We start from the raw sequence: 20,203 nt of genomic DNA, 5'->3' as shown, positions 1-20,203 counted from the left end.
CAAGGCGGGGCCGCTCGCGGAGGCAACGGGCAATTACTGCCCCGGCAGCTGACTGCTTAGCGCCTCCAGCAGCGCATCCTGCGTCGACACCGTTTCGGCCAGCCGGTCGCGCAGCGCGTAAATGTCGGGGAGGCCGTCGATCGCGTCATCCACGCTGCGATCGAGATAGAGCCGGTCGATGTCAGCCAGCGCCGCGGTGAGCGGCGCGCGCGTCGCAGTCAGGCGCGAAATCGCCTGCTGCGCGACGACCCAGCGCTCGCTGGCGACCGGCGCACCCGCCGCCGCTGACACCAGCGACGCTGTCGTATTGCGTTCGGCAGCGAAAGCCTGCTGCGCCCCGGCGGCGTCCGCTTCCCACCGTGCCAGCCGTCCGCCAAGGTCGGCGGGCAGCGGGCCCGGCGGGGCCACGACCACCGCGGGCGGCGCAACGTCGAAGCGTCCCTCGACCGATCGTTTGGCGAGCGAGGGCGCGGCCGTTTTCTGCGCTGCGGCAGAGACCGAAAACGACAACGATGCGGCAAGAGCCAGCGGCAGGACAAGAAGAGTGCGCTTCATCGCCGACCCTGATATGGGCGCGCAGGCGGCGCAGCAAGTGCCGAATCGGCGGAGCACCTACGCAATCGGTGCCAGACCCTCTTTTCGAGCGAAAAGCACGGGATTTGGCGGTTGACAGCGAAGCGCTGGCTCGCTAGTGGCGCTGACTTTCCCGCATGCCGGAAAAATCGCTCGCCTCGGTGGGGGATTGGTGCGCGGGTGACTTAGTTTTTTGATTGGATGGAAGACCATGTTCGCAATCGTGCGCACGGGCGGCAAGCAGTATCGCGTCGCCGCCGGAGACAAGATCGCCGTTGAAAAGATCGACGGCGAAGCTGGCGACACCGTGTCGCTGGGCGACATCCTGCTGGCCGGTGACGGCGGCGAAGTGAAGAGCGCCGACGGCCTCGTCGTTTCGGCCGAAATCATTGCCCAGACGCGCGGCGAAAAGGTCATCGTTTTCAAGAAGCGCCGCCGGCACAACTACCGCCGTCGCAACGGTCATCGCCAGTCGCTGACGCTGCTGCGCATCCTGGCCGTCGGCGAAGCCAAGAAGGCCGCGCCGAAGAAGGAAGCCGCTGCGAAGGCAGAGGCCGCTCCGGCGACCGAAGCCAAGGCCGCTGCACCTGCCAAGGAAGCCGCACCGAAAAAGGCTGCTGCGCCGAAGGCCGCCGCTGCCCCGAAGGCTGCTGCGCCCAAAAAGGAAGCTGCCGCCGAGAAGGCTGCACCTGCCAAGAAGCCCGCTGCCAAGAAGGCAGCCCCCAAGAAGGACGCCTGAGCGCGGCAACGCGGCTCGGCCCCTGAAACGAATTAAGGAGCATCAGTCATGGCACATAAAAAAGCAGGCGGTTCATCGCGCAACGGTCGCGACTCAGCCGGCCGCCGCCTTGGCGTGAAAAAGTTCGGCGGTCAGGAAGTGATCGGCGGCAACATCATCGTGCGTCAGCGCGGTACCAAGGTTTACCCGGGTGCCAATGTCGGCATGGGCAAGGACCATACGCTGTTCGCCACCGCCGAAGGCCATGTCCGATTCCATGATGGCAAGCTTGGCCGCAAATTTGTGTCGGTCGACGTTATGGCGGAAGCCGCCGAATAAAGGACGATCTGCACGGGTCGCCCACCAAGGGATGACCCGGGACGGTCCTTTCCGCTTGAGGCGGAAACAAAGTTCGAAAAGAGGGAGACGGGTCACCCCGGGCTCCCTTTTTTCTTGTCTGAAAACCGTGTGCTAGCGGACAGGCGTGAAAATCGGGCCATCCATCTCCCTCCATATCGATTGTCGTCAAAGCGTCACCATCTGACGCCACGGCGACAGGCAATTGGGAGTGAAGACAATGTTTGCGCGTACCGAAAGACTGTTGCTGCGGCCCGGCTGGCAGGAAGACGCCCCGGCGCTGGCCCGGGCGATCGGCGAGGAAGCCGTCGTCCGCAATTTGGCAACCGCGCCCTGGCCCTATGGCGAAAGCGAAGCGCGCGAGTTTCTGAGCAAACCGCTCGACCCGACGCAGCCGCGCTTCCTGATCTTTGCCCGCACCGGCGGCGCCCCGCGCCTCGTCGGCGGCTGCGGCATTTCGCCGAGCCCCGATGACGGACTCGAAATGGGATATTGGATCGCGCGTCCCTATTGGGGTCTGGGCTTTGCGACCGAGGCCGGGCGCCAGCTGATCCACATCGCGCGCGCGATGCACCTGCCAAAATTGTCGGCGGGCCATTTCGTCGATAATCCGGCATCCGGCGCGGTGCTGCGTAAGCTGGGTTTCAAGCCGACCGGCCGCGTTGCGCAGCGCTTCAGCCTGGCGCGCGGCGGCGATGCCGCGGTGGCGCTGTTCGAAGAGGGTGAAGCGGGCGCCGATGCTACCGTCACCCCGATGCGAAGCCGCATCGGGGTGGACGAGGATTTCCGCGAGGAATTGCGGTTGATGGCGGCTTGATAAAACGCCCCTCCCGCCTGCGGGAGGGGTTGGGGGTGGGCGCGAGCGTAGCGAGCATCTGACCTCGCACATGCCCACCCCGCTGCGACTAGCGAACAAGTTCGCAAGTCTCGCTGCCCCTCCCGCAGGCGGGAGGGAAAAGAGGTTACCCCCGCAGCTTGCCCGCCATGCCCATGATGTCGTCGAGCGGATTGCCGTCGCCGTTGAGGTCGAGCATGTTGACGAGGCTGCCCAAACCGCCGGACGCGCCGCCGGCCGACGGCGCCGCGCCGCCACCGACCGCGCCGCCGAGCACATTGCCGAGCATGCCGCCAAGGCCGCCTGCCCCGCCGCCCGAACCGCCGAGCAGGCCGCCAAGCATACCGCCCAATCCGCCGCCACCGCCCTCGGACGTGCCGCCTTGCTTCGCCATATAACCTGCGACCATCATCGCCAGGATCGGCAGCATCTTTTTGAGCAGGCCCGAATCAAGCCCGGTCTGGGTGGCCGCTTGTCCCGCCACGGTGCGGCTGACATCTTTCGATCCGAAAATCTGGCCGAGCACGTCATTGCCCTGATCGACCGGAGTGGGCTGCGATCCGAGGACCGAATCGAGCAGGCCGCCGCCGCCAAGCTGGCCGAGCAGGCCGCCGAGCCCCTCGATGCCGCCCGATTGCGCCTGTTTCTTGAACCCGCCGAGGATCGCGGGCAGCAATGCATCGGCGCCTTGCTTGGCGACCGCGGGCGGTACGCCCAGCTCCTTCGCCATCGATTCGATGCCGCCGGCTTGCGCCAAAATGTCGGTGAGGTTCATTGATATAGCTCCCGCTCGGGCGCGGACCGGACCGCGCCGACGGACCGAGTATAGCAGCGGACGGGCGGAGGACGAGTCGTTCATTTGGCTGTCATTTCCAGATGCATAGTCCTAGCCTGCGGCCAACCGACTCACCCTTTCCGGGTTGGGCCGCGCCATAGTGGGAGTAAATTCATGGGCATTTTCAGCAGCATCAAAGACGCGATTTTTGGCAAGAAGGCTGTCGCCGCCGAACCCGCCGCCGCACCGAACCCGGTTGGTAGCGCGCTCGACGCCGCGACCAGCGCAATGGCCGCTGCCGCGGCAACCCCGGCCCCGATTGGTGAAGTCGATGTCGAAGCGATCCTGACCGCCGAAGCCGCAAAAGCCGGCCAGGATCTCAACTGGCGGACCTCGATTGTCGACCTGATGAAGCTGCTCGGTCTCGATTCAAGTCTCGCCAACCGCAAGGAACTGGCGACAGAACTGGGTTACACCGGCGCGCTCGACGGCAGCGCCGAAATGAACGTCTGGCTGATCAAGGCGGTGATGCGTGAACTCGCCGCAAACGGCGGCAAAGTACCCGCCGACCTGACCGACTGACCTACCTCACCCTCCCCTTCAGCGGAGGGCAGCGAGACTTGCCAGCTTGCTGGCTATGTCGCAGCGGGTGGGGGCCATCGGCCTAGCGCCAACCTGACAGCCCCCACCCGAACCCCTCCCCCAAGGGGAGGGGCTTTTGTTCCGGCCATTGACCGACGCGTTCGCCCGCCTAGACAGGTTTCAGCAGAAACAAAGTCGCAAGGGAGCCGCCGCGTGCATCACCGCCTGTCCACCCCGTTCACCCGCCGCCAGACGATCGCCACGCTCGGCACGGGCGCGGCGAGCCTTGCACTGACCGCGTGCGGCCGCGGTCCCGCCGGTATCGCGGCGCCCGCCCCGCCGCCCGCGGCGACGGGACAAGCCGGGGCCGAAGCGCTGCTCTCCTCGGTCGCCGACAATCTCCTCGCGCTGTCACCCGAAGGCGCCACCTCACTCGGCATCGACACCGGCGCGCGCGCCGCCGAGCGCGGCAAGCTTTCCGATCGGTCGGCAGCGGGACAAAGGGCGGTCGCCGACACACTGAAGGCCGACGTCGCACGCGTGCGCGCGTTCGACAAAGCCGGCCTCGATCACAAGACGCGCACCAGCCTCGCGGTCGTCGAAAGCGCCTATGGCGTCGCGCTCGACGGCTTTGCCTTGCCCTACGGCGATGTCGCGGTCGGCGGGTGGCGCAACACGCCCTATGTCGTGAGCCAGAATGTCGGCGCCTATCTCGACGTCCCCAAGTTTCTCGACAGCGATCACCCGGTCAAGACGGCCGCCGATGCCGAAGCCTATCTGTCGCGCCTCAACGCTTATCCCAGTGTCCTCGACGGCGAGACCGACCGGCTCAAGGCCGCGGGCAGCCAGGGATTGATCGCCCCCGCCTTTCTGATCGACAAGGCGGTCAAGCAGATGGAGGCGAGCCTGGCCGATGCGCGCGCCGGCGGTGGGCTGGTCGACAGCCTGGCCAAGCGCACCCGCGACGCGAAAATTGCCGGTGACTGGGGACCGCGCGCCGAACGCATCACCAAGGGCGCCGTCGTTCCCGCACTCGAACGCCAGCTCGCCGAACTCAAAGCGCAGCGACCGAAGGCGACGATGGACGCCGGTATCGGCGCCCGGCCCGGCGGCGATGCCTGGTATGCGTGGGGACTGCGCGCAAGCACAACAACCCGGATGACCCCCGACGAAGTGCATGCGATGGGCCGCGCCGAGCTGGCAGAGCTCCATGGCCGGATGGACCCGATCCTGAAAAAGCTTGGCTACACGCAAGGATCGGTCGGCGACCGGATGAACGCGCTGGCCAAGGATCCGCGTTATAAATTCCCCGACAACGACGCCGGCCGCGCCGAGATCGTCGCCTATATCCAGACCTGGCTCGGCAATATCCGCGCGCAGTTGCCGCGCGCTTTCCGCACCTTGGTCAAAGGCAATGTCGAGGTGAAGCGCCTGCCGCTCGCGGAAGAACCCGGCGCCCCCGCGGCCTATGGCGGTGCCGGATCGATCGACGGTTCGACCCCCGGCCGGATGTGGATCAACCTGCGCACCACCGAACTCCACAGCAAATATTCGCTGCCCGACCTGACAATGCACGAGGCGATCCCGGGGCATGTGTGGCAGGGCGAATATGCCAATCAGATGCCGCTGATCCGCACCATGCTGGCGTTCAACGCCTATTCCGAAGGCTGGGCGCTCTATGCCGAGCAGCTGGCCGACGAGCTGGGGCTGTACGATGATTTCGAGGTCGGGCGGCTGGGTTATCTCCAGTCGCTGGCCTTCCGCGCCTGCCGCCTCGTCGTCGATACCGGCCTGCACGCCAAGGGATGGACGCGCGAACAGGGCGTCGCGTTTTTCGTCAAGGAAAACGGCTCGAACCCGCTTGAGGTCGCGAGCGAAGTCGACCGCTATTGCAGCTGGGCCGGGCAGGCGTGCGGGTACAAGGTCGGGCATAGCGAGATCGTGCGGCAGCGCGGGCTGGCGCAAACCGCGCTGGGGCCGAAATACGACCTGCGCGATTTCAACGATGTGGTGGTGAAGGGCGGCAATGTCCCGCTCGACGTGCTGGCGCTGAATGTCGCGGACTATGTCGCGGGGGCGAGGGGTTAGATCGGCCCTCGCCGCATCGTCACCCCGGGCTCGCCCCGGGGCCTGCCTTTCGCCGTCAGGGTAATGGCGCCAAGTCCGGTTCCACAAACCCGCGCCGCGCCGCGACCGAAAACAGTAGCTCGCGGCTGTAGAAGCGCAGCGGCCAGTCGCGGCGGCCGACGTCGGAAAGCAGCAGCGCATTGACGCGCGCCGCCAGCCCCGTTTCCGCTGTGTCCGACAGATACAGCCGCACCCCCGCGATATAGGCGCGGGTGATGCTGTCGTGGTACCCCTGCGTATCGTCGTTGATGCCGCCGACGCTTTCGTTGAAGCGGCGGATGATGCCGCCGATCTCGGCATCGATGTCGATATCGGGCCGCTCGCTGAGCAGCCACAGGCAAGCGCCGAGATGCGCCTCGTGCGTCCACGCCTCGCGCGGCAGGGTGCAGGCCATCAGGCCTTCGCCGAGCGCGCGGATTTCTGAGTCGCGCGCAAAGAGGCGCGGTTTATGGTCGGTGGTCATTGTCCGGTTCCTCCGGGTGATTGAGCACCCGGACGAGATCCGGGTCAATTATGCTGCGACGGCCGCCTGCGGTGCGGCCTGGCGGACGCCTTCGTCGACATGGTCCGCAAATTGCGCGAAATTGTCGATGAATTGCTGGACCAAAGTTTGCGCGGTGCGGTCATAGGCGGCCTTGTCGGCCCACGCGTTGCGGGGATCGAGGATGGCGCTATCGACGCCGGGAACCGCGACCGGATATTCAAAACCGAAATTCGGGTCCTTGCGGAATTCGGCGTCGTTCAGGCTGCCGTCGAGCGCCGCATTCAACAGAGCTCGCGTGGCCTTGATCGGCATGCGCTTGATGCCGTCCATCGTCGCCATGCCACCGGTCCAGCCGGTGTTGACGAGCCAGCACTGGACGCCGCCCTTGGCGATGCGGTCCTTGAGTAGGTTACCATAGACCGACGGGTGACGCGGCATGAAGGGGGCGCCGAAACAGGTCGAGAAGGTCGCCTCGGGCTCGGTCACGCCGATTTCGGTCCCCGCGACGCGCGCGGTATAGCCCGACAGGAAATGATACATCGCCTGCTCGGGGGTCAGTTTCGCGATCGGGGGCAGCACGCCATAAGCATCGGCGGTCAGCATGATGACCGTCTTGGGCACCGGCCCCATATTATGTTCCGACGTGTTCGGAATGAAGTCGATCGGGTACGACCCGCGGCTGTTTTCAGCCAGGCTGTTGTCGTCGAAATCGAGTTCGCGGGTGACCGGATCGATCACGACATTTTCCAGCACGGTGCCGAAGCGCTTCGTCGTCGCAAAAATCTCGGGCTCGGCTTCGGGCGACAGGCGGATCATCTTGGCGTAGCAGCCGCCCTCGAAATTGAAGACCGCGGTGTCCGACCAGCCATGCTCGTCGTCGCCGATCAGGGTGCGTGACGCGTCGGCCGACAGCGTCGTCTTGCCGGTACCCGACAGGCCGAAGAAAACCGCCGTGTCGCCGTTCGGCCCCATGTTCGCCGAACAATGCATCGGCATCACGCCATCGACGGGCAGCAGATAGTTGAGGATGCCGAACACCGACTTCTTCATCTCGCCGGCATAAGCGGTGCCGCCGATCAGTACGAGCTTTTCGGAGAAATTCACCGCGACGACGGTTTCGGTCCGCGTGCCATGCCGCGCCGGGTCGGCGCGGAAGCTGGGCAGGTCGATGATCGTATATTCGGTCGCAAACGCCGCCAGCTCGTCGGCGGTCGGGCGGACGAGCAAAGTGCGGATGAACTGGCTGTGCCAGGCGAATTCAGTGACGACCTGGACCGCGACGCGATGCTCCGGCTGCGATCCGCCAAACAGCTGCTGGCGGAACAGGCGCGGGCGCGCGGCGAGATGCGCAAGGAAATCGGCCTTGAGCGCCGCGAAATGATCGGGGGTCATCGGGACATTGGTCTTGCCCCACCAGATCGTATCGCGCGTCTCGTCGTCCTGGACGATGAACTTGTCTTTGGCTGAACGACCGGTGTGTTTGCCGGTTTCGACGACCAGCGGGCCGTCCTTGGCCAGCAGGCCTTCGCCATGACGGATCGCGTCTTCGATCAGCGCCGAGGTCCCCCAGTTTTCCGCGACCTCCGCCTGCGTTTCGACCGCAACAGTGCCGATCACTACCTTCGTCATAGCCTTGCCTTTCCCAACCGCGCCGCAGCCCCATTGCATAGGTATGCGAAACCTGCCGCACAAAAGGAGAGGCCCGCATTGACATGGGTGCCGACGTGACGCCGATTCCTTAAATTATGGGTCGCGTTAGCGAGGATGCGGGTTGAGGTCAAAAGATTCCAGCGCATGGGTGCGGCCATCCGTGGCGGTTGTCGGTGGGTCATGGATCGGCTAACTCTGTCGCAGCCCCGCCCAACGGAAAGAGCATGACGGCAACCATCGCGCTGGTCGACGACGACCGCAACATCCTGCAATCTCTGTCCATCGCGCTCCAGGCCGAGGGCTTCGTCACGCGCGTCTATTCAGATGGCGAGGCGGCGTTGAAGCCGCTGATCGACAATCCGCCTGACCTTGCGGTCTTCGATGTCAAGATGCCGCGTATGGACGGGCTGGAACTGCTCCGCCGGCTGCGCGAAAAAAGCCAGCTGCCGGTCATTTTTCTGACCAGCAAGGACGACGAGATCGACGAGGCGCTGGGGCTGGCGATGGGCGCCGACGATTATATCGCCAAACCCTTTTCCCAACGGCTGGTGATCGCCCGCATTCGCGCGATCCTCCGCCGCGTCGAGCTGAACAAAAACGCTCCCGAGGGCGATGATGAAGCGGTTGCCGAACCGATCAACCGTGGTCGGCTGAGCATGGACCCGGCGCGGCACAAGGTCGCGTGGGACGGCAAGGACGTGACGCTGACCGTCACCGAATTCCTGATCCTCGAAACGCTGGCGGGGCGCCCCGGTATCGTGCGCAGCCGCAACCAGTTGATGGACGCCGCCTATCAGGACGATGTCTATATCGACGACCGCACGATCGACAGTCACATTAAACGGCTGCGCCGCAAGTTCCGCGAAGTCGATCCCGAATTCGATGCGATCGCCACCCTGTACGGGGCGGGTTACCGGTTTGCCGACGATGCCTGATCCGCTCAACCCCGACGCGAGCATCGCCGAGCAGGAGGAATCGCCGCTCGTCTGGTCGGCACGCTGGTCGCTGACCACGCGCATTTTGGCGGTCAACATCCTGGCGGTCGCATTGCTTGCGGGCGGCTTTTATTATCTCGACACCTATCGCAGCCGATTGGTCGATACGCGGATCGAGGTCATGAAGGATCAGCTCGCGATGCTCGACAGCGCGCTCGAGGCGGCGCGGCCCGACCAGCGCGCCAAGCTGGTTCGCGAATTCACCGACGCCACCGAATCGCGCCTGCGTTTTTACGCCGCCGACGGGCGGCGGTTGTCGGACAGCTTCGCGGCCGGACCCGCGACCTATACGTTGCGCGACCCGGACTTGCAGGCGTGGCAACGCGATGCGGCGCGCGCGATGGACCGCGGCATCGACTGGATCGTCGGCGCGCCCAGCTATCCCGACTTCTACGAACCGGCGGTCGACCGGGCCGGGTCATGGCCCGAAGTCGTCGAGGCGCAGACCAGCGGCCGCGCGGCCAGCCGCTTCCGCTATGCCCCCGAACGCACCCCGTTGCTCAGCGCGGCGCGCATCGTCGATTTCGAACAGCCGCAGACGGTGCTGATGACCCTGAACGCGCGCGATATCACGCGCACTGTCCGCGCCGAACGCTTCCGCCTTGCGATCGTCGTGGCGATGGTGCTGATCACGTCGGTCCTGTTGTCCTTGTTCCTCGCACGCACGATCGTGCGCCCCTTGCGGCGGCTGGCCCGCGCCGCCGTGCGCGTCAAGCTGGGCCGCGCCCGCGAAGTCGTCGTCCCGCGCCTGCCAAGCCGCCGCGACGAAATCGGGACGCTCGCGCGCGCCTTGTCCGACATGACGCAGGCGCTGCGGCAGCGCATCGACGCCGGCGAACATTTCGCCGCCGACGTCACCCACGAGCTGAAAAACCCGATCGCGTCGGTGCGCTCTGCGATTGAGGGGCTTGGCCACGTCAAGAATGATGATCAGCGCGCACAGCTGCTGGCGATTGCCGACGAAGATGTCCGGCGGCTCGATCGGCTGGTCAATGACATCAGCGAAGCGAGCCGCGTCGATGCCCAGCTGTCCCGCGCCATGTTCGAGGCGATCGACGTCGGCATGATGATCGAATCGATGCTCGCGTCGCGCGCGGCCCGCATCGATGCCGATACGCCGCACCCGCGCATTGCCTTTGCGCGGCCGCGCAAAGGGACGACTTTGGTGATGGGCGACGGCCACCGGCTCGAGCGCGCGATCGACAATGTCATCGACAACGCGATCAGCTTTTCGCCTGCCACGGGGCTCGTCTGCATCGCGGCAACCCGGCTCGGCGACGAGGTGCATGTCCGGGTCGATGACGACGGCCCCGGCATCGACCCTTCGCAGCGCGAAGCGATTTTTCGCCGTTTCCACAGCGAACGGCCCGCCGGCGAGGCGTTTGGCCGTCACAGCGGCCTCGGCCTTGCGATCGCGCGAACGATCATCGAGGGCCATAGTGGGACGATCAACGCCAAGGACCGCGACGATGGCAATCCGGGCGGCAGCCTGCTGATCACCCTGCCCGCGACCGAAGGTGGGACAATCGCAAGCTGACGCAGCGCTGCCTATCGCCTTGCAGCGCAGCATTGTCGCCGGTAAGCCTTGTGCGATGCTGCCCAGCCGGACCAGACCCGATATCGTCAATATTCACGCGAGCTGTGTCGCCGCGGGCAGCCGCGGCATTTTGCTGCTCGGTCTTTCAGGGCACGGCAAATCGGACCTCGCGCTGCGGCTGATCGATCGCGGCGCGCGGCTGGTCGCCGACGACCGCTGCGACATCTGGTTCGAGCGCGGACGCCTGTGGTGCCGCCCGCCCGCCGAACTGGCAGGCAAGCTGGAAGTGCGCGGGCTGGGCATCGTCGATCAGCTGTGGACCGCGCCGGTACCGCTGGCGCTCGCGGTGCGCCTGGCCGATCGGTACGAACGCATGCCACCCGAAAACGCGGTCGAACAGATTGCCGGGTACGCGCTGCCCTCGCTGACCTTGTCGGCGTTCGAGACATCGGCGCCGATCAAGATCCTGCTTGCGCTCGACCGGCTGGCGACCGGCGAATGAAGGACGCCGCCGAACCGCGTCTGTTGCTGGTCACCGGCCTGTCGGGCGCGGGCAAATCGACGGTGCTGAAGGTGCTCGAAGATCTGGGCTGGGAAGTCGTCGACAATCTGCCGCTCGCGCTGCTCGAAACATTGATCGATGCGCCAGTGAAGCGCGGCGAAGTGGGCCGCCCGCTAGCGATCGGTATCGACAGCCGCAGCCGGGGTTTTCGCCCCGCACTGTTGGTGCAGCGGATCAAGGCGCTGCGCGAGGCCGGCGGGCGCAACATCCAGACTTTGTTCCTCGATTGCGCCGGCGCCGAACTCGAACGGCGTTTTTCCGAAACGCGCCGCCGCCACCCGATGGCCGAGGACAGGCCCGCCGCCGACGGCATCGCGCGTGAGCGCGAGATGATGGACCCGCTGCGCCGCTGGGCCGAGCACGTCATCGACACCACAAACTACAGCAGCAACGACCTGCAACAGGAAGTCCGCCAGCGCTTTGGCGAGACCGGCCAAGACGAACCGGTGCTCAATATATTGAGCTTCGGCTTCGCCCGCGGTTTACCGCGCAACGCCGACCTGGTTTTCGACATGCGCTACCTGCGCAATCCGCATTGGGATGCGAAGCTGAAATCCGGCACCGGGCTCGATGCCGACGTCGCCGCTTATGTGATGGCCGATCCGGCGTATGCGGACAGCGTCGCACAGATCGAAAAGCTGATCCTGACCCTGCTGCCGCGCTACCGCGCCGAGGGCAAAAGCTATGTCACCATTGCCTTTGGTTGTACCGGCGGTCGCCACCGCTCGGTCCATGTCGCCGACCGCGTGACCAAAACGCTCCGTACGGCCGGTCACGAACCGACCCTTACCCACCGCAACCTTGACTCTGCCCCGCAAGATGGGCTTGAGGGCAGGCCCCCGCCCGCGGCATCCGCGGCCGGCGGCCAGATATAAGGGTCTCGCAGTTCATGCCCACCGATAAAGCATTGCCGCTGCTGGGCATGGTCCTTGTCACCCACGGCCGTCTCGCCGAGGAAATGGTGCGCGCGATGGAGCATGTCGTCGGGCCGCAGCGCGCGATCGCGACCGTCTGCATCGGTCCGAACGACAATATGGAAATGCGCCGCCGCGAAATTGCCGACGCGATTCGCGCCGTCGACGAAGGCCGCGGCGTCGTCATGCTGACCGACCTGTTCGGCGGCACCCCGTCGAACCTGGCGATCAGCCTGCTCGAATCGGGGCGCACCGAAGTGATCGCCGGGGTCAATCTGCCGATGTTGATCCGGCTGGAGAGCGCGCGCAAATCGATGGAACTGCGCGCGGCGGTGATCGCCGCCAAGGAAGCCGGCCAGAAATATATTTCGGTCGCATCCGAAATGCTGGGGGTCGGGCCATGAGCGAAATTTCCGAAACGGTAGAGATCACCAACCAGCGCGGCCTGCACGCGCGCGCCAGCGCCAAGTTCGTGACCTTCGTCAGCCGCTTGCCCGAAAGCGTATCGGTCGAGGTCGAAAAGGGCGGATCGCGGGTCAACGGCACGTCGATCATGGGATTGATGATGCTGGGCGCCGCCAAGGGCGACACGATCACCATCCACACCAGCGGCGACGGCGCCGATGCCGCGCTGCTGAAACTCGTCGGGCTGGTCAAGGACAGCTTCGGCGAGGATTGACCGGATGACCGGTCGCCGTTCTCAAATCGAAAGCCTGTCGAACCCGCTGGTCAAGCGGATGCGGCTGCTGCGCGAAAAGCGTCATCGCCGCGCCGAGGCGCTGTTCCTGGCCGAAGGGCTGCGCATCGCGACCGAAGCGCGCGAGGCGGGGGTATTGCCGCAGTGGCTGTTCCTCGGTCCCGAAGGCGATAAGCACCCTCTTGCCGCCGCGCTGGTCGCCGACACGCTCGCGGCGGGCGGCGAGGTGATCGACACGACCCCCGCGATCCTTTCGAAATTGTCGGGCAAGGACAATGCCCAGACCGTCGTCGGCATCTACGTCGAACCGAAGACGACCCTCGCCGATCTCGACCGCAACGCCGCGCCGATCTGGCTGGTTGCCGAGCGCCTCCGCGATCCCGGCAACCTCGGCACCACCCTGCGCACCGGCGATGCCGTGGGTGCGGGGGGGCTTATCCTGCTCGACGAGAGCACCGATCCCTATGCGGTCGAGGCGGTGCGCGCGAGCATGGGGGCGATTTTTACGCAGGCGCTGGTGCAGGCGCGCTGGGACGAGTTCCTGCCTTGGCTGCGGCAGGGGCCGGGACAGCTCGTCGCGACCTGGCTCGGCGACGACACGCAGGATTATCAGGCGGTGCGCTATGCCGCGCCAACCTTCATCCTGACCGGTAATGAATCGCAGGGGATGCCGCCCGCCTATGCCGATGCCGCCGATGTGCGGGTCAAGATGCCGATGATGGGGAAGGCCGACAGCTTGAACGCCGCGGTCGCGACTGCGGTGATGGCGTATGAAGTGCTGAACCAGCGGCGAAAATAGCGGCGTTCAGCGGAACGACATCGGCTTTCGCTTACAGACACGATCCATTGTAGCTTCGTCACCCTGAACTTGTTTCAGGGTCCATGGCCAGAGTGTCCCTCCGGCGCGGCGCCGAACGAGAACGCGGGCCATGGATGCTGAAACAAGTTCAGCATGACGAGATGAGGAGACTGCCCCATGATCCGACATATGCACCTGATCGCCCTTCCCATGCTGGCCGCGTGCGCCCCCGCTAACGAATTGCCACCGACGACGCCCGCCAATCTGCCCGCCGCCGACGCGTATATGGCGCTCGGCACCGAACCCGGCTGGACGCTCGAGATCACCCCGGCGCGGCTCAATTACGACGGCGACTATGGCGAAACCAAGATCATGGTCGCCAACCCCGGCGCGAAGCCGTCCATGAACGGCCGCACCTATGTTACCGACCGGCTGTCGGTGGTGATCAAACAGGCGCCGTGCAGCGACGGGATGAGCGACCGCCGCTTTGCCGACACGGTGCGCGTCGTCGCCGACGGCAGGACGCTGCACGGCTGCGGCGGAAAAATATTGCCGCCCGACACGCTGGCCGATTCGAGCTGGACCTTTGTGTCGATCGGCGGCGTCGCGGTCGCCAAGGACCGGCCGACGTCGCTGCAATTCGACGGTGCACGGCTGAGCGGCAGCGCGGGCTGCAACCGCTTTTCGGGCGGCTATTCGGCCGAGAGCGGCACGCTGACCGCCGGACCGCTGATGGCGACCGAGATGGCGTGTCCGGGCGCGGGATCGACGCAGGAAAACGCGTTCTTCAAATTGATGGCGGCGCCGGTCCGCCTGACCTTTCCCAACGACGGGACGTTGATATTGACCGGGAGCGAAGGGCAGACGGCGGTGTTGAAGCGGGTGATTTGAAACCCACCTCATCGTTCCGTTGGTGTCGAGCGAAGTCGAGACACGTGAAGCGGAGCGCGAGCCCAGCGTGTCTCGACTTCGCTCGACACCAACGGGCGGGTTCCCTTACTCCCCCGCGTCGTTGACCGCCGCTGGTCCCGCCGCCAGCTTCGCCAGCGGGCGCGCCGATTGTTCGACCACCGGCAGTACGGCAATCTCCTTGTCACCCGTCTCGATATCCAGCGCCTCGAACCGCTTCGCCTGCGTCAGCACCTGCGATTCGAAGCTGCCGACAAAGGCGTTATACGCGCCGGTCGCCTGATCGAGATTGCGCCCGACCTTGGCGATGTGCGATCCCATCACCGACATGCGCGCATACAGCTCCTTGCCGAGCGCGGCGATCTCGCGCGCCTGATTGGCAAGCTTTTCCTGCCGCCACACCGCGGCGACGGTGCGCGCGATCGCGATCAGGTTGGTCGGGGTCGCGAGCAGCACCTTGCGCTCGAACGCATAGTCCCACAGCGTCGGATCCTGATCGAGCGCCGCGGCGAGGAAATGTTCGCCCGGCACAAACATCACGACAAAATCGGGGGTGTCGTCGAACTGGTTCCAATAGGCCTTGGCGCCCAGCGTGTTGACATGCGCCTTCATCGCCGCGGCATGGGAGGCGAGATGCAGCGCTTTCTCGCGCTCCTCGACCGCGCCGAACGCATCCTGATAGGCGTTGAGCGACACTTTGGCGTCGATCACCAGGCTCTGCCCGCCCGGAACCTTGACGACGACGTCGGGGCGCAGCCGCGCGCCATCGCCGTCGGTCACGCTGACCTCGGTCTGGAAATCGGCATGTTCGGACAAGCCGCAGCTTTCGAGGACATTCTTGAGCTGCTGCTCGCCCCAGCGCCCGCGCGCCTTCGGCGCGTTGCGCAGCGCGTTGACCAGCTTCGCCGCCTCGCTCGACACGCGTTCGGTGCCTTCGCGCATCGCCGCGATCTGGCCGTGAAGCAGGCCGAACGCGTCGCGCCGCTCGGCCTCGACCTTGCCGACCGCCTCCTCATATTTCTGGAGCCGCTCGTGGACGGGCGACAGCAGCGCTTTCAGATTCTGCCCCGCGGTCGCTTCGCTTTCCTTGAACCGCGCCTCGGCGCGTTCGAGGAACGCCTTTTGCGCGCCGTCGAGCATCACCTGTCCGACTTCGCGGAACTGCGTCGTGAGCGCCGCTTGGGCGTCCTTCAGCTGCGCAATCTGCGCATCATGCGCGGCATCGCGCGCGCGCTGTTCGCTGAGCAGCGAGGCAAGCTGGATGTCCGCCGCCTTGCGCGCCTCGGCCTCGGCGGCCAGGTCGGTCACCGCAACCTTGAACCGCTCCGACAGCCCGTCGCGTTCGGCCTTGAGCGCGCCTGATTGCCGACCAGCAGACAGCCAGCCGATCAGACTGCCGATGGCGAGGGCAACAAAAGCGACGAGAAGCGACATTCCATCCATCAGCGGAACATACGACGAACGCCGCCCCGCTGGCTAGCCCGTAATTGCGCCTGCGTCGCGATTCCGAAACCTATACGTCGCCTTTGACGTAGGGCTTGCCGGTCAGGTTTGATTCGATCAGCCGCTCCAGCGACCGCCGCGCCGCTTCGATAATCATATCTTGTTCGTCGCCCGTGTCCTGGCCGCACTGGCTGACAATGCGCACCTGTGTGTCCTCGTCATTGGCCGGGGTCAGTTGCGATTCGCAGCGGAAACCTACGTTGCCGTCGTCCATGCGGATCTGCCATTCGATCCGCCCCTCGCCCAGCGAGCTTGGGGTAATGTTATGGCTTGAAAAATTCTGGATCGAGCCTTTGGGATAGGTGCCGTTGACCAGCCGCTCCTGCGCGTCGGCAACTGCGAAGTCATAGGTATCCGGTGCCGCCGAGCAGCCCGACATCGCGAGCAGGCTCAGCGCGGTGACAACAATCTTCCTCATAGTTGAAACTCCCCTCCATCAGGGCGCGCCTAGCGCGGCCGGGTTACGGCCGCGTTAAATAAGACTTCAAACCAGATAGATGACGACATAACGCAGGATCAGCGCGGCGAGGATAGCAATGCTCCAGCGGCGATGTGTCACCCACATCGCGGCCACCATCAGCGCCACGAGAACGGCGGTCATAATCCACGCGATCGGGCGAGCTAGGCTCGCCGCCAGATCGGGGAGCGACAGATAATAGCCCAGCTGCGCCACGAGCAGCGCTAGCAACAACCCCAGCACGATCCGCCGGACGCGAAAATAATGGACGTCGAGATTGGCGAACCCCTCGGGATGCGAGGGGAAAACGAGTCGCGCGGCGAGGAAATAAACGCTGGCAAAGGCGGCGACCGCCATCAGCGTCGTGGTCGACACCGTGATGCTGTTGCGCGCAGTCCACGCGGCGCTCCAGAAGGACAGCAGATCGAGCATCACAAAGATCGCGAGCAGCGGGGTCAGCCAGCCGATCGAAAACGCCTCGCGCTCCGCCTGTGCCGCAAAGCGCACCTCGAGCGCGCGGCCCAATCCGCCGAGCAGTTCGACCATCGAGAGGCCGAGCAGCAGGCTGTAGAGTACGAAGACAAATTCGAAATCGCTCATGCCGCGCCCCATTGCTCGGGCAAGATCGCGCGATACGCCTCGACTCCCGGGCCACCGCCAACGACCATGCCTTGGGTGAGCAGCCAATAGTGGCGGACGATCTCGGCCTGCTGTTCCAATCCGTATCGATCGAGCCGCCAGCCGGGTTTCAGGCTGTAGCTGTAGGTCGCGAAGGGATGGCGCATAAGCACCAGATACCAGCGCCCGCGCGTCTGTGCCTGCCAGACATGCGTCATTTCATGGATGAACAGCCCTTGCAGGCGCTGCGACGCGGCGCTGAAATCGTCGCAATACAGCTCGCCATGTGGGTTGAAATGCAGGCTGCCCATCGGTGCCATGACGACGCCGCGCGGCTGGAAAAAGATCCATTTGTGATGGCAGATGCGGACGCGGTCATAGGCGATTGCGTCGCCGAACACCGTCCTGGCAAGCGCGACCTCGCCGCTGGTCAAGGATCGCGAGGCGCGCGGCACCCGCGCTTACTTCTTGGCCGCGTCCGGGGCTGCCTTGTCTTCGCCGTGCCCCATTGCGCCATGATCCATCGCCGCTTCGCTACCCGCCGCCGCGCCCTCGGCGGGCTTGATCACCATGTCGAACAATATGCGTTCATTGTTGTTGTCGGTGAAGACGAACGCCATCGGCAGCTTGCCCGCGCGCACCGCGGCGCCGTTGATGCCCCAGATCATCAGATGCTTGCCGCCCTGCTTGAAGATCAGCTCGCCCTTGGCCGGAACCTCGGCGCGGAGCAGCGGCTTCATCGTCACGACGCCGTTTTCTTTCACGCTTTCATGCATTTCGACGCGCTGCGCGAGGTCGGCGGTCACCGCGACGAGCTGAACCGGCACCGGCCCGCCCTCGACCCGGAAATAGCCGACCGCCGGCCGGTCGGGCGTCGCGCCCATCACGATATGCCCGCTGACGACATTCAGCGGTTGCCCCTTGCCCAGATTTTCTCCGCACGCCGACAGGGTCAGCGTGGTGGCGGCGAGAGCGAGGAGCGCGAAAGGTTTCATTTTGGGAGGACTCCGTAAAAGCACATGATTTCCCGTCCCCGATAAGCCCTCAAAACCCTTGTGCCAAGGATTAGCGCACCTATATCGCGCCCAGAACCTCAATGAACGGCGTGCCTTTTCAGGGCGCCGCAGAAGCAACAAGGACTGAATACAAATGGCGAAAGTGATCGGGATCGACCTCGGCACCACCAACAGCTGTGTGGCGGTGATGGAAGGCGGCAAGCCCAAGGTAATCGAAAATGTCGAAGGCACGCGGACGACGCCGTCGATCGTCGCCTTTGCCAAGGATGGCGAACGGCTGATCGGCCAGCCGGCAAAACGCCAGGCGGTCACCAATCCCGAAAACACCGTTTTCGCGGTGAAGCGCCTGATCGGCCGCCGCTTCGACGATCCGATCACCAAGAAGGATACCGAGCTGGTTCCTTACACGATCGTCAAGGGCACCAACGGCGACGCATGGGTCAAGGCGGGCGGCGAGGATTATTCGCCGTCGCAGATTTCGGCCTTCATCCTGCAAAAGATGAAGGAAACCGCCGAAGCCTATCTGGGCGAGACGGTGACCCAGGCGGTGATCACCGTGCCGGCGTACTTCAACGACGCGCAGCGCCAGGCGACCAAGGACGCCGGCCGCATTGCGGGCCTGGAAGTGCTGCGCATCATCAACGAGCCGACCGCAGCGGCGCTCGCTTACGGTCTCGACAAGACCGAGAACAAGACGATCGCGGTTTATGACCTTGGCGGCGGCACCTTCGACATCTCGATCCTCGAGGTGGGCGACGGCGTGTTCGAAGTGAAGTCGACCAACGGCGACACGTTCCTGGGCGGCGAAGATTTCGACAGCAAGATCGTCCAATATCTCGCCGACGGCTTCAAGAAAGACGAAGGCATCGACCTGCGCGGCGACAAGCTGGCATTGCAGCGCCTGAAGGAAGCCGCCGAAAAGGCCAAGATCGAACTGTCGACCGCAGCGACGACCGAGGTCAACCTGCCCTTCATCACCGCCGACGCCAACGGGCCGAAGCATCTGGTCAAGACGATCACCCGTTCGGACCTGGAAAAGCTGGTCGAAGAGCTGGTCAAGCGTACCCTTGAGCCCTGCAAGAAGGCGATCAAGGACGCCGGCATTTCGGCGAGCGAGATCGACGAAGTCGTGCTGGTCGGCGGCATGACCCGCATGCCGCGCGTGCGCGAAGTCGTGAAGGATTTCTTTGGCAAGGAACCGCACACCGGCGTGAACCCCGATGAAGTCGTCGCGATCGGCGCCGCGATCCAGGCCGGCGTGCTGCAGGGCGACGTCAAGGACGTGCTGCTGCTCGACGTCACCCCGCTGTCGCTTGGCATCGAAACGCTGGGCGGCATCATGACCAAGATGATCGACCGCAACACGACGATCCCGACCAAGAAAAGCCAAGTCTATTCGACCGCCGACGACAACCAGTCGGCGGTCACGATCCGCGTGTTCCAGGGCGAGCGCGAAATGGCTCAGGATAACAAGATTCTGGGTCAGTTCGACCTGGTCGGCATCCCACCGGCGCCGCGCGGCGTGCCGCAGATCGAGGTGACGTTCGACATCGATGCCAACGGCATCGTGTCGGTTCATGCCAAGGACAAGGGCACCGGCAAGGAACAGCAGATCAAGATCCAGGCCTCGGGCGGCCTTTCGGACTCCGACATCGACCAGATGGTCAAGGACGCCGAGCAGTTCGCCGAAGAGGACAAGGTGCGCCGCGAGGCGGCCGAGGCGAAGAACAACGCCGAAAGCCTGATCCATTCGACCGAAAGCCAGCTCCGCGAGCATGGCGACAAGGTCGATGCGGCGCTGAAGGCCGAGATCGAAGCGGCGGTGGCCGAAGCCAAGACCGCGGTCGAAGGCGGCGAACCCGCCGCGATGACGGAAAAGTCGCAGGCGCTGGCGCAGGTCGCGATGAAGCTGGGCCAGGCGATCTACGAGAAGGAACAGCAGTCGGCCGCATCCCCCGGCGCCGACGATGCTGGTGAGGCAAAGACCGACGAAGACGTCGTCGACGCCGAATTCTCCGAAGTCGAAGACGACAAGAAGTAAGAACTCCCCCGTCGGACCCCACCCGGGTCCGACGGGCCGGAGGGGGCCTGTTGA

General features: G+C 65.0%; 23 protein-coding genes. 14 read left to right on the top strand and 9 right to left on the bottom strand.

The genetic code is table 11. The features are described 5' to 3' along the window. Window positions 1–33: 33 nt before the first annotated feature. Window positions 34–555 (bottom strand): hypothetical protein, encoded by a 522-nt coding sequence (locus ACQY6T_RS16140; RefSeq protein ID WP_428632418.1) that lies wholly within the window; start codon window positions 553–555, stop codon window positions 34–36. 229 nt (window positions 556–784) lie between these two features. On the opposite strand from ACQY6T_RS16140, the gene rplU reads away from it, so the two are divergent. From rplU to ACQY6T_RS16125, 3 genes are all read left to right on the top strand, one after another. After that, window positions 785–1,312 carry a 50S ribosomal protein L21 gene (rplU, locus tag ACQY6T_RS16135; protein ID WP_428632416.1) on the top strand — a complete coding sequence of 176 codons (528 nt, stop codon included), beginning with the start codon at window positions 785–787 and terminating at the stop codon, window positions 1,310–1,312. Between the two features lie 48 nt (window positions 1,313–1,360). Next, on the top strand, window positions 1,361–1,630 hold the full coding sequence (rpmA, locus tag ACQY6T_RS16130; protein WP_088442948.1) for a 50S ribosomal protein L27: 270 nt from the start codon (window positions 1,361–1,363) through the stop codon (window positions 1,628–1,630). Between the two features lie 238 nt (window positions 1,631–1,868). Further along, window positions 1,869–2,465: a GNAT family N-acetyltransferase gene (locus ACQY6T_RS16125; RefSeq protein WP_428632414.1), complete on the top strand. Its 597-nt coding sequence runs from the start codon at window positions 1,869–1,871 to the stop codon at window positions 2,463–2,465. Window positions 2,466–2,610: 145 nt separating this feature from the next. Here ACQY6T_RS16125 and ACQY6T_RS16120 read toward each other — a convergent pair whose 3' ends face one another. Further along, window positions 2,611–3,258: a DUF937 domain-containing protein gene (locus tag ACQY6T_RS16120; protein WP_428632413.1), complete on the bottom strand. Its 648-nt coding sequence runs from the start codon at window positions 3,256–3,258 to the stop codon at window positions 2,611–2,613. Window positions 3,259–3,432: 174 nt separating this feature from the next. Between ACQY6T_RS16120 and ACQY6T_RS16115 the strand changes: the two genes are divergently transcribed. Next, window positions 3,433–3,840, top strand: a complete 408-nt coding sequence (locus ACQY6T_RS16115; protein WP_428632411.1) for a DUF3597 domain-containing protein — start codon at window positions 3,433–3,435, stop codon at window positions 3,838–3,840. A 213-nt stretch (window positions 3,841–4,053) separates the two neighbouring features. Continuing rightward, window positions 4,054–5,928 carry a DUF885 domain-containing protein gene (locus ACQY6T_RS16110; protein WP_428632408.1) on the top strand — a complete coding sequence of 625 codons (1,875 nt, stop codon included), beginning with the start codon at window positions 4,054–4,056 and terminating at the stop codon, window positions 5,926–5,928. Between the two features lie 55 nt (window positions 5,929–5,983). Here ACQY6T_RS16110 and ACQY6T_RS16105 read toward each other — a convergent pair whose 3' ends face one another. Then, complete coding sequence (locus tag ACQY6T_RS16105; protein ID WP_428632406.1) at window positions 5,984–6,430, bottom strand: hypothetical protein; 447 nt, start codon at window positions 6,428–6,430, stop codon at window positions 5,984–5,986. Between the two features lie 48 nt (window positions 6,431–6,478). Beyond that, window positions 6,479–8,080 carry a phosphoenolpyruvate carboxykinase gene (locus ACQY6T_RS16100; protein WP_428632404.1) on the bottom strand — a complete coding sequence of 534 codons (1,602 nt, stop codon included), beginning with the start codon at window positions 8,078–8,080 and terminating at the stop codon, window positions 6,479–6,481. 245 nt (window positions 8,081–8,325) lie between these two features. On the opposite strand from ACQY6T_RS16100, the gene ACQY6T_RS16095 reads away from it, so the two are divergent. The 8 genes from ACQY6T_RS16095 (at window position 8,326) to ACQY6T_RS16060 (ending at window position 14,496) form a co-directional block, all read left to right on the top strand. Then, window positions 8,326–9,036: a response regulator gene (locus ACQY6T_RS16095; protein ID WP_428632402.1), complete on the top strand. Its 711-nt coding sequence runs from the start codon at window positions 8,326–8,328 to the stop codon at window positions 9,034–9,036. Beyond that, window positions 9,029–10,633 (top strand): stimulus-sensing domain-containing protein, encoded by a 1,605-nt coding sequence (locus ACQY6T_RS16090; RefSeq protein ID WP_428632400.1) that lies wholly within the window; start codon window positions 9,029–9,031, stop codon window positions 10,631–10,633. Before ACQY6T_RS16095 ends, ACQY6T_RS16090 begins: the two co-directional genes overlap by 8 nt. A gap of 55 nt (window positions 10,634–10,688) precedes the next feature. Further along, complete coding sequence (locus ACQY6T_RS16085; protein WP_428632398.1) at window positions 10,689–11,135, top strand: HPr kinase/phosphorylase; 447 nt, start codon at window positions 10,689–10,691, stop codon at window positions 11,133–11,135. After that, entirely contained in the window at window positions 11,132–12,070 is a 939-nt protein-coding gene (gene rapZ / locus ACQY6T_RS16080; protein WP_428632396.1) for an RNase adapter RapZ, read from the top strand. The genes ACQY6T_RS16085 and rapZ overlap by 4 nt, the downstream gene beginning before the upstream one ends. Before the next feature lie 38 nt (window positions 12,071–12,108). Then, window positions 12,109–12,513, top strand: a complete 405-nt coding sequence (locus ACQY6T_RS16075; RefSeq protein ID WP_428632692.1) for a PTS sugar transporter subunit IIA — start codon at window positions 12,109–12,111, stop codon at window positions 12,511–12,513. After that, on the top strand, window positions 12,510–12,788 hold the full coding sequence (locus ACQY6T_RS16070; RefSeq protein ID WP_293841373.1) for an HPr family phosphocarrier protein: 279 nt from the start codon (window positions 12,510–12,512) through the stop codon (window positions 12,786–12,788). The genes ACQY6T_RS16075 and ACQY6T_RS16070 overlap by 4 nt, the downstream gene beginning before the upstream one ends. 4 nt (window positions 12,789–12,792) lie before the next feature. Then, the gene (locus ACQY6T_RS16065) at window positions 12,793–13,605 is read left to right on the top strand and encodes a TrmH family RNA methyltransferase (protein WP_428632394.1); all 813 of its coding nucleotides are present in this window, start codon (window positions 12,793–12,795) and stop codon (window positions 13,603–13,605) included. Window positions 13,606–13,782: 177 nt separating this feature from the next. Beyond that, a complete protein-coding gene (locus tag ACQY6T_RS16060) occupies window positions 13,783–14,496 on the top strand; it encodes an META domain-containing protein (protein WP_428632392.1) in 714 nt (237 codons plus the stop codon). Window positions 14,497–14,601: 105 nt separating this feature from the next. On the opposite strand, the gene ACQY6T_RS16055 is transcribed toward ACQY6T_RS16060, so the two are convergent. From ACQY6T_RS16055 to ACQY6T_RS16035, 5 genes are all read right to left on the bottom strand, one after another. Then, complete coding sequence (locus ACQY6T_RS16055) at window positions 14,602–15,957, bottom strand: DNA recombination protein RmuC (RefSeq protein WP_428632390.1); 1,356 nt, start codon at window positions 15,955–15,957, stop codon at window positions 14,602–14,604. A 70-nt stretch (window positions 15,958–16,027) separates the two neighbouring features. After that, complete coding sequence (locus tag ACQY6T_RS16050; RefSeq protein ID WP_428632389.1) at window positions 16,028–16,435, bottom strand: hypothetical protein; 408 nt, start codon at window positions 16,433–16,435, stop codon at window positions 16,028–16,030. A gap of 66 nt (window positions 16,436–16,501) precedes the next feature. Continuing rightward, window positions 16,502–17,074 carry a hypothetical protein gene (locus tag ACQY6T_RS16045; protein WP_428632388.1) on the bottom strand — a complete coding sequence of 191 codons (573 nt, stop codon included), beginning with the start codon at window positions 17,072–17,074 and terminating at the stop codon, window positions 16,502–16,504. After that, entirely contained in the window at window positions 17,071–17,547 is a 477-nt protein-coding gene (locus ACQY6T_RS16040; protein WP_428632387.1) for a vgr related protein, read from the bottom strand. The genes ACQY6T_RS16045 and ACQY6T_RS16040 overlap by 4 nt, the downstream gene beginning before the upstream one ends. 6 nt (window positions 17,548–17,553) lie before the next feature. Next, window positions 17,554–18,087, bottom strand: coding sequence for a copper chaperone PCu(A)C (locus ACQY6T_RS16035; protein WP_428632386.1), 534 nt, complete (start codon window positions 18,085–18,087; stop codon window positions 17,554–17,556). A 154-nt stretch (window positions 18,088–18,241) separates the two neighbouring features. Between ACQY6T_RS16035 and dnaK the strand changes: the two genes are divergently transcribed. Then, a complete protein-coding gene (gene dnaK, locus ACQY6T_RS16030) occupies window positions 18,242–20,149 on the top strand; it encodes a molecular chaperone DnaK (RefSeq protein ID WP_428632384.1) in 1,908 nt (635 codons plus the stop codon). The last annotated feature ends 54 nt before the right edge of the window (window positions 20,150–20,203 follow it).

This window comes from Sphingopyxis sp. (assembly GCF_965279725.1).
Lineage (GTDB): Bacteria > Pseudomonadota > Alphaproteobacteria > Sphingomonadales > Sphingomonadaceae > Sphingopyxis.
This window is presented reverse-complemented; position numbering and strand designations above follow the sequence as displayed.

Coding starts and splice junctions, on each gene's coding strand:
- ACQY6T_RS16065 (WP_428632394.1), top strand. CDS start 12,793: ATGACCGGTCGCCGTTCTCAAATCGAAAGCCTGTCGAACCCGCTGGTC.
- ACQY6T_RS16105 (WP_428632406.1), bottom strand. CDS start 6,430: ATGACCACCGACCATAAACCGCGCCTCTTTGCGCGCGACTCAGAAATC.
- rapZ (WP_428632396.1), top strand. CDS start 11,132: ATGAAGGACGCCGCCGAACCGCGTCTGTTGCTGGTCACCGGCCTGTCG.
- ACQY6T_RS16085 (WP_428632398.1), top strand. CDS start 10,689: ATGCTGCCCAGCCGGACCAGACCCGATATCGTCAATATTCACGCGAGC.
- ACQY6T_RS16050 (WP_428632389.1), bottom strand. CDS start 16,435: ATGAGGAAGATTGTTGTCACCGCGCTGAGCCTGCTCGCGATGTCGGGC.
- ACQY6T_RS16100 (WP_428632404.1), bottom strand. CDS start 8,080: ATGACGAAGGTAGTGATCGGCACTGTTGCGGTCGAAACGCAGGCGGAG.
- ACQY6T_RS16125 (WP_428632414.1), top strand. CDS start 1,869: ATGTTTGCGCGTACCGAAAGACTGTTGCTGCGGCCCGGCTGGCAGGAA.
- ACQY6T_RS16070 (WP_293841373.1), top strand. CDS start 12,510: ATGAGCGAAATTTCCGAAACGGTAGAGATCACCAACCAGCGCGGCCTG.
- ACQY6T_RS16045 (WP_428632388.1), bottom strand. CDS start 17,074: ATGAGCGATTTCGAATTTGTCTTCGTACTCTACAGCCTGCTGCTCGGC.
- ACQY6T_RS16035 (WP_428632386.1), bottom strand. CDS start 18,087: ATGAAACCTTTCGCGCTCCTCGCTCTCGCCGCCACCACGCTGACCCTG.
- ACQY6T_RS16060 (WP_428632392.1), top strand. CDS start 13,783: ATGATCCGACATATGCACCTGATCGCCCTTCCCATGCTGGCCGCGTGC.
- ACQY6T_RS16055 (WP_428632390.1), bottom strand. CDS start 15,957: ATGGATGGAATGTCGCTTCTCGTCGCTTTTGTTGCCCTCGCCATCGGC.
- ACQY6T_RS16090 (WP_428632400.1), top strand. CDS start 9,029: ATGCCTGATCCGCTCAACCCCGACGCGAGCATCGCCGAGCAGGAGGAA.
- rpmA (WP_088442948.1), top strand. CDS start 1,361: ATGGCACATAAAAAAGCAGGCGGTTCATCGCGCAACGGTCGCGACTCA.
- dnaK (WP_428632384.1), top strand. CDS start 18,242: ATGGCGAAAGTGATCGGGATCGACCTCGGCACCACCAACAGCTGTGTG.
- ACQY6T_RS16120 (WP_428632413.1), bottom strand. CDS start 3,258: ATGAACCTCACCGACATTTTGGCGCAAGCCGGCGGCATCGAATCGATG.
- ACQY6T_RS16095 (WP_428632402.1), top strand. CDS start 8,326: ATGACGGCAACCATCGCGCTGGTCGACGACGACCGCAACATCCTGCAA.
- rplU (WP_428632416.1), top strand. CDS start 785: ATGTTCGCAATCGTGCGCACGGGCGGCAAGCAGTATCGCGTCGCCGCC.
- ACQY6T_RS16140 (WP_428632418.1), bottom strand. CDS start 555: ATGAAGCGCACTCTTCTTGTCCTGCCGCTGGCTCTTGCCGCATCGTTG.
- ACQY6T_RS16115 (WP_428632411.1), top strand. CDS start 3,433: ATGGGCATTTTCAGCAGCATCAAAGACGCGATTTTTGGCAAGAAGGCT.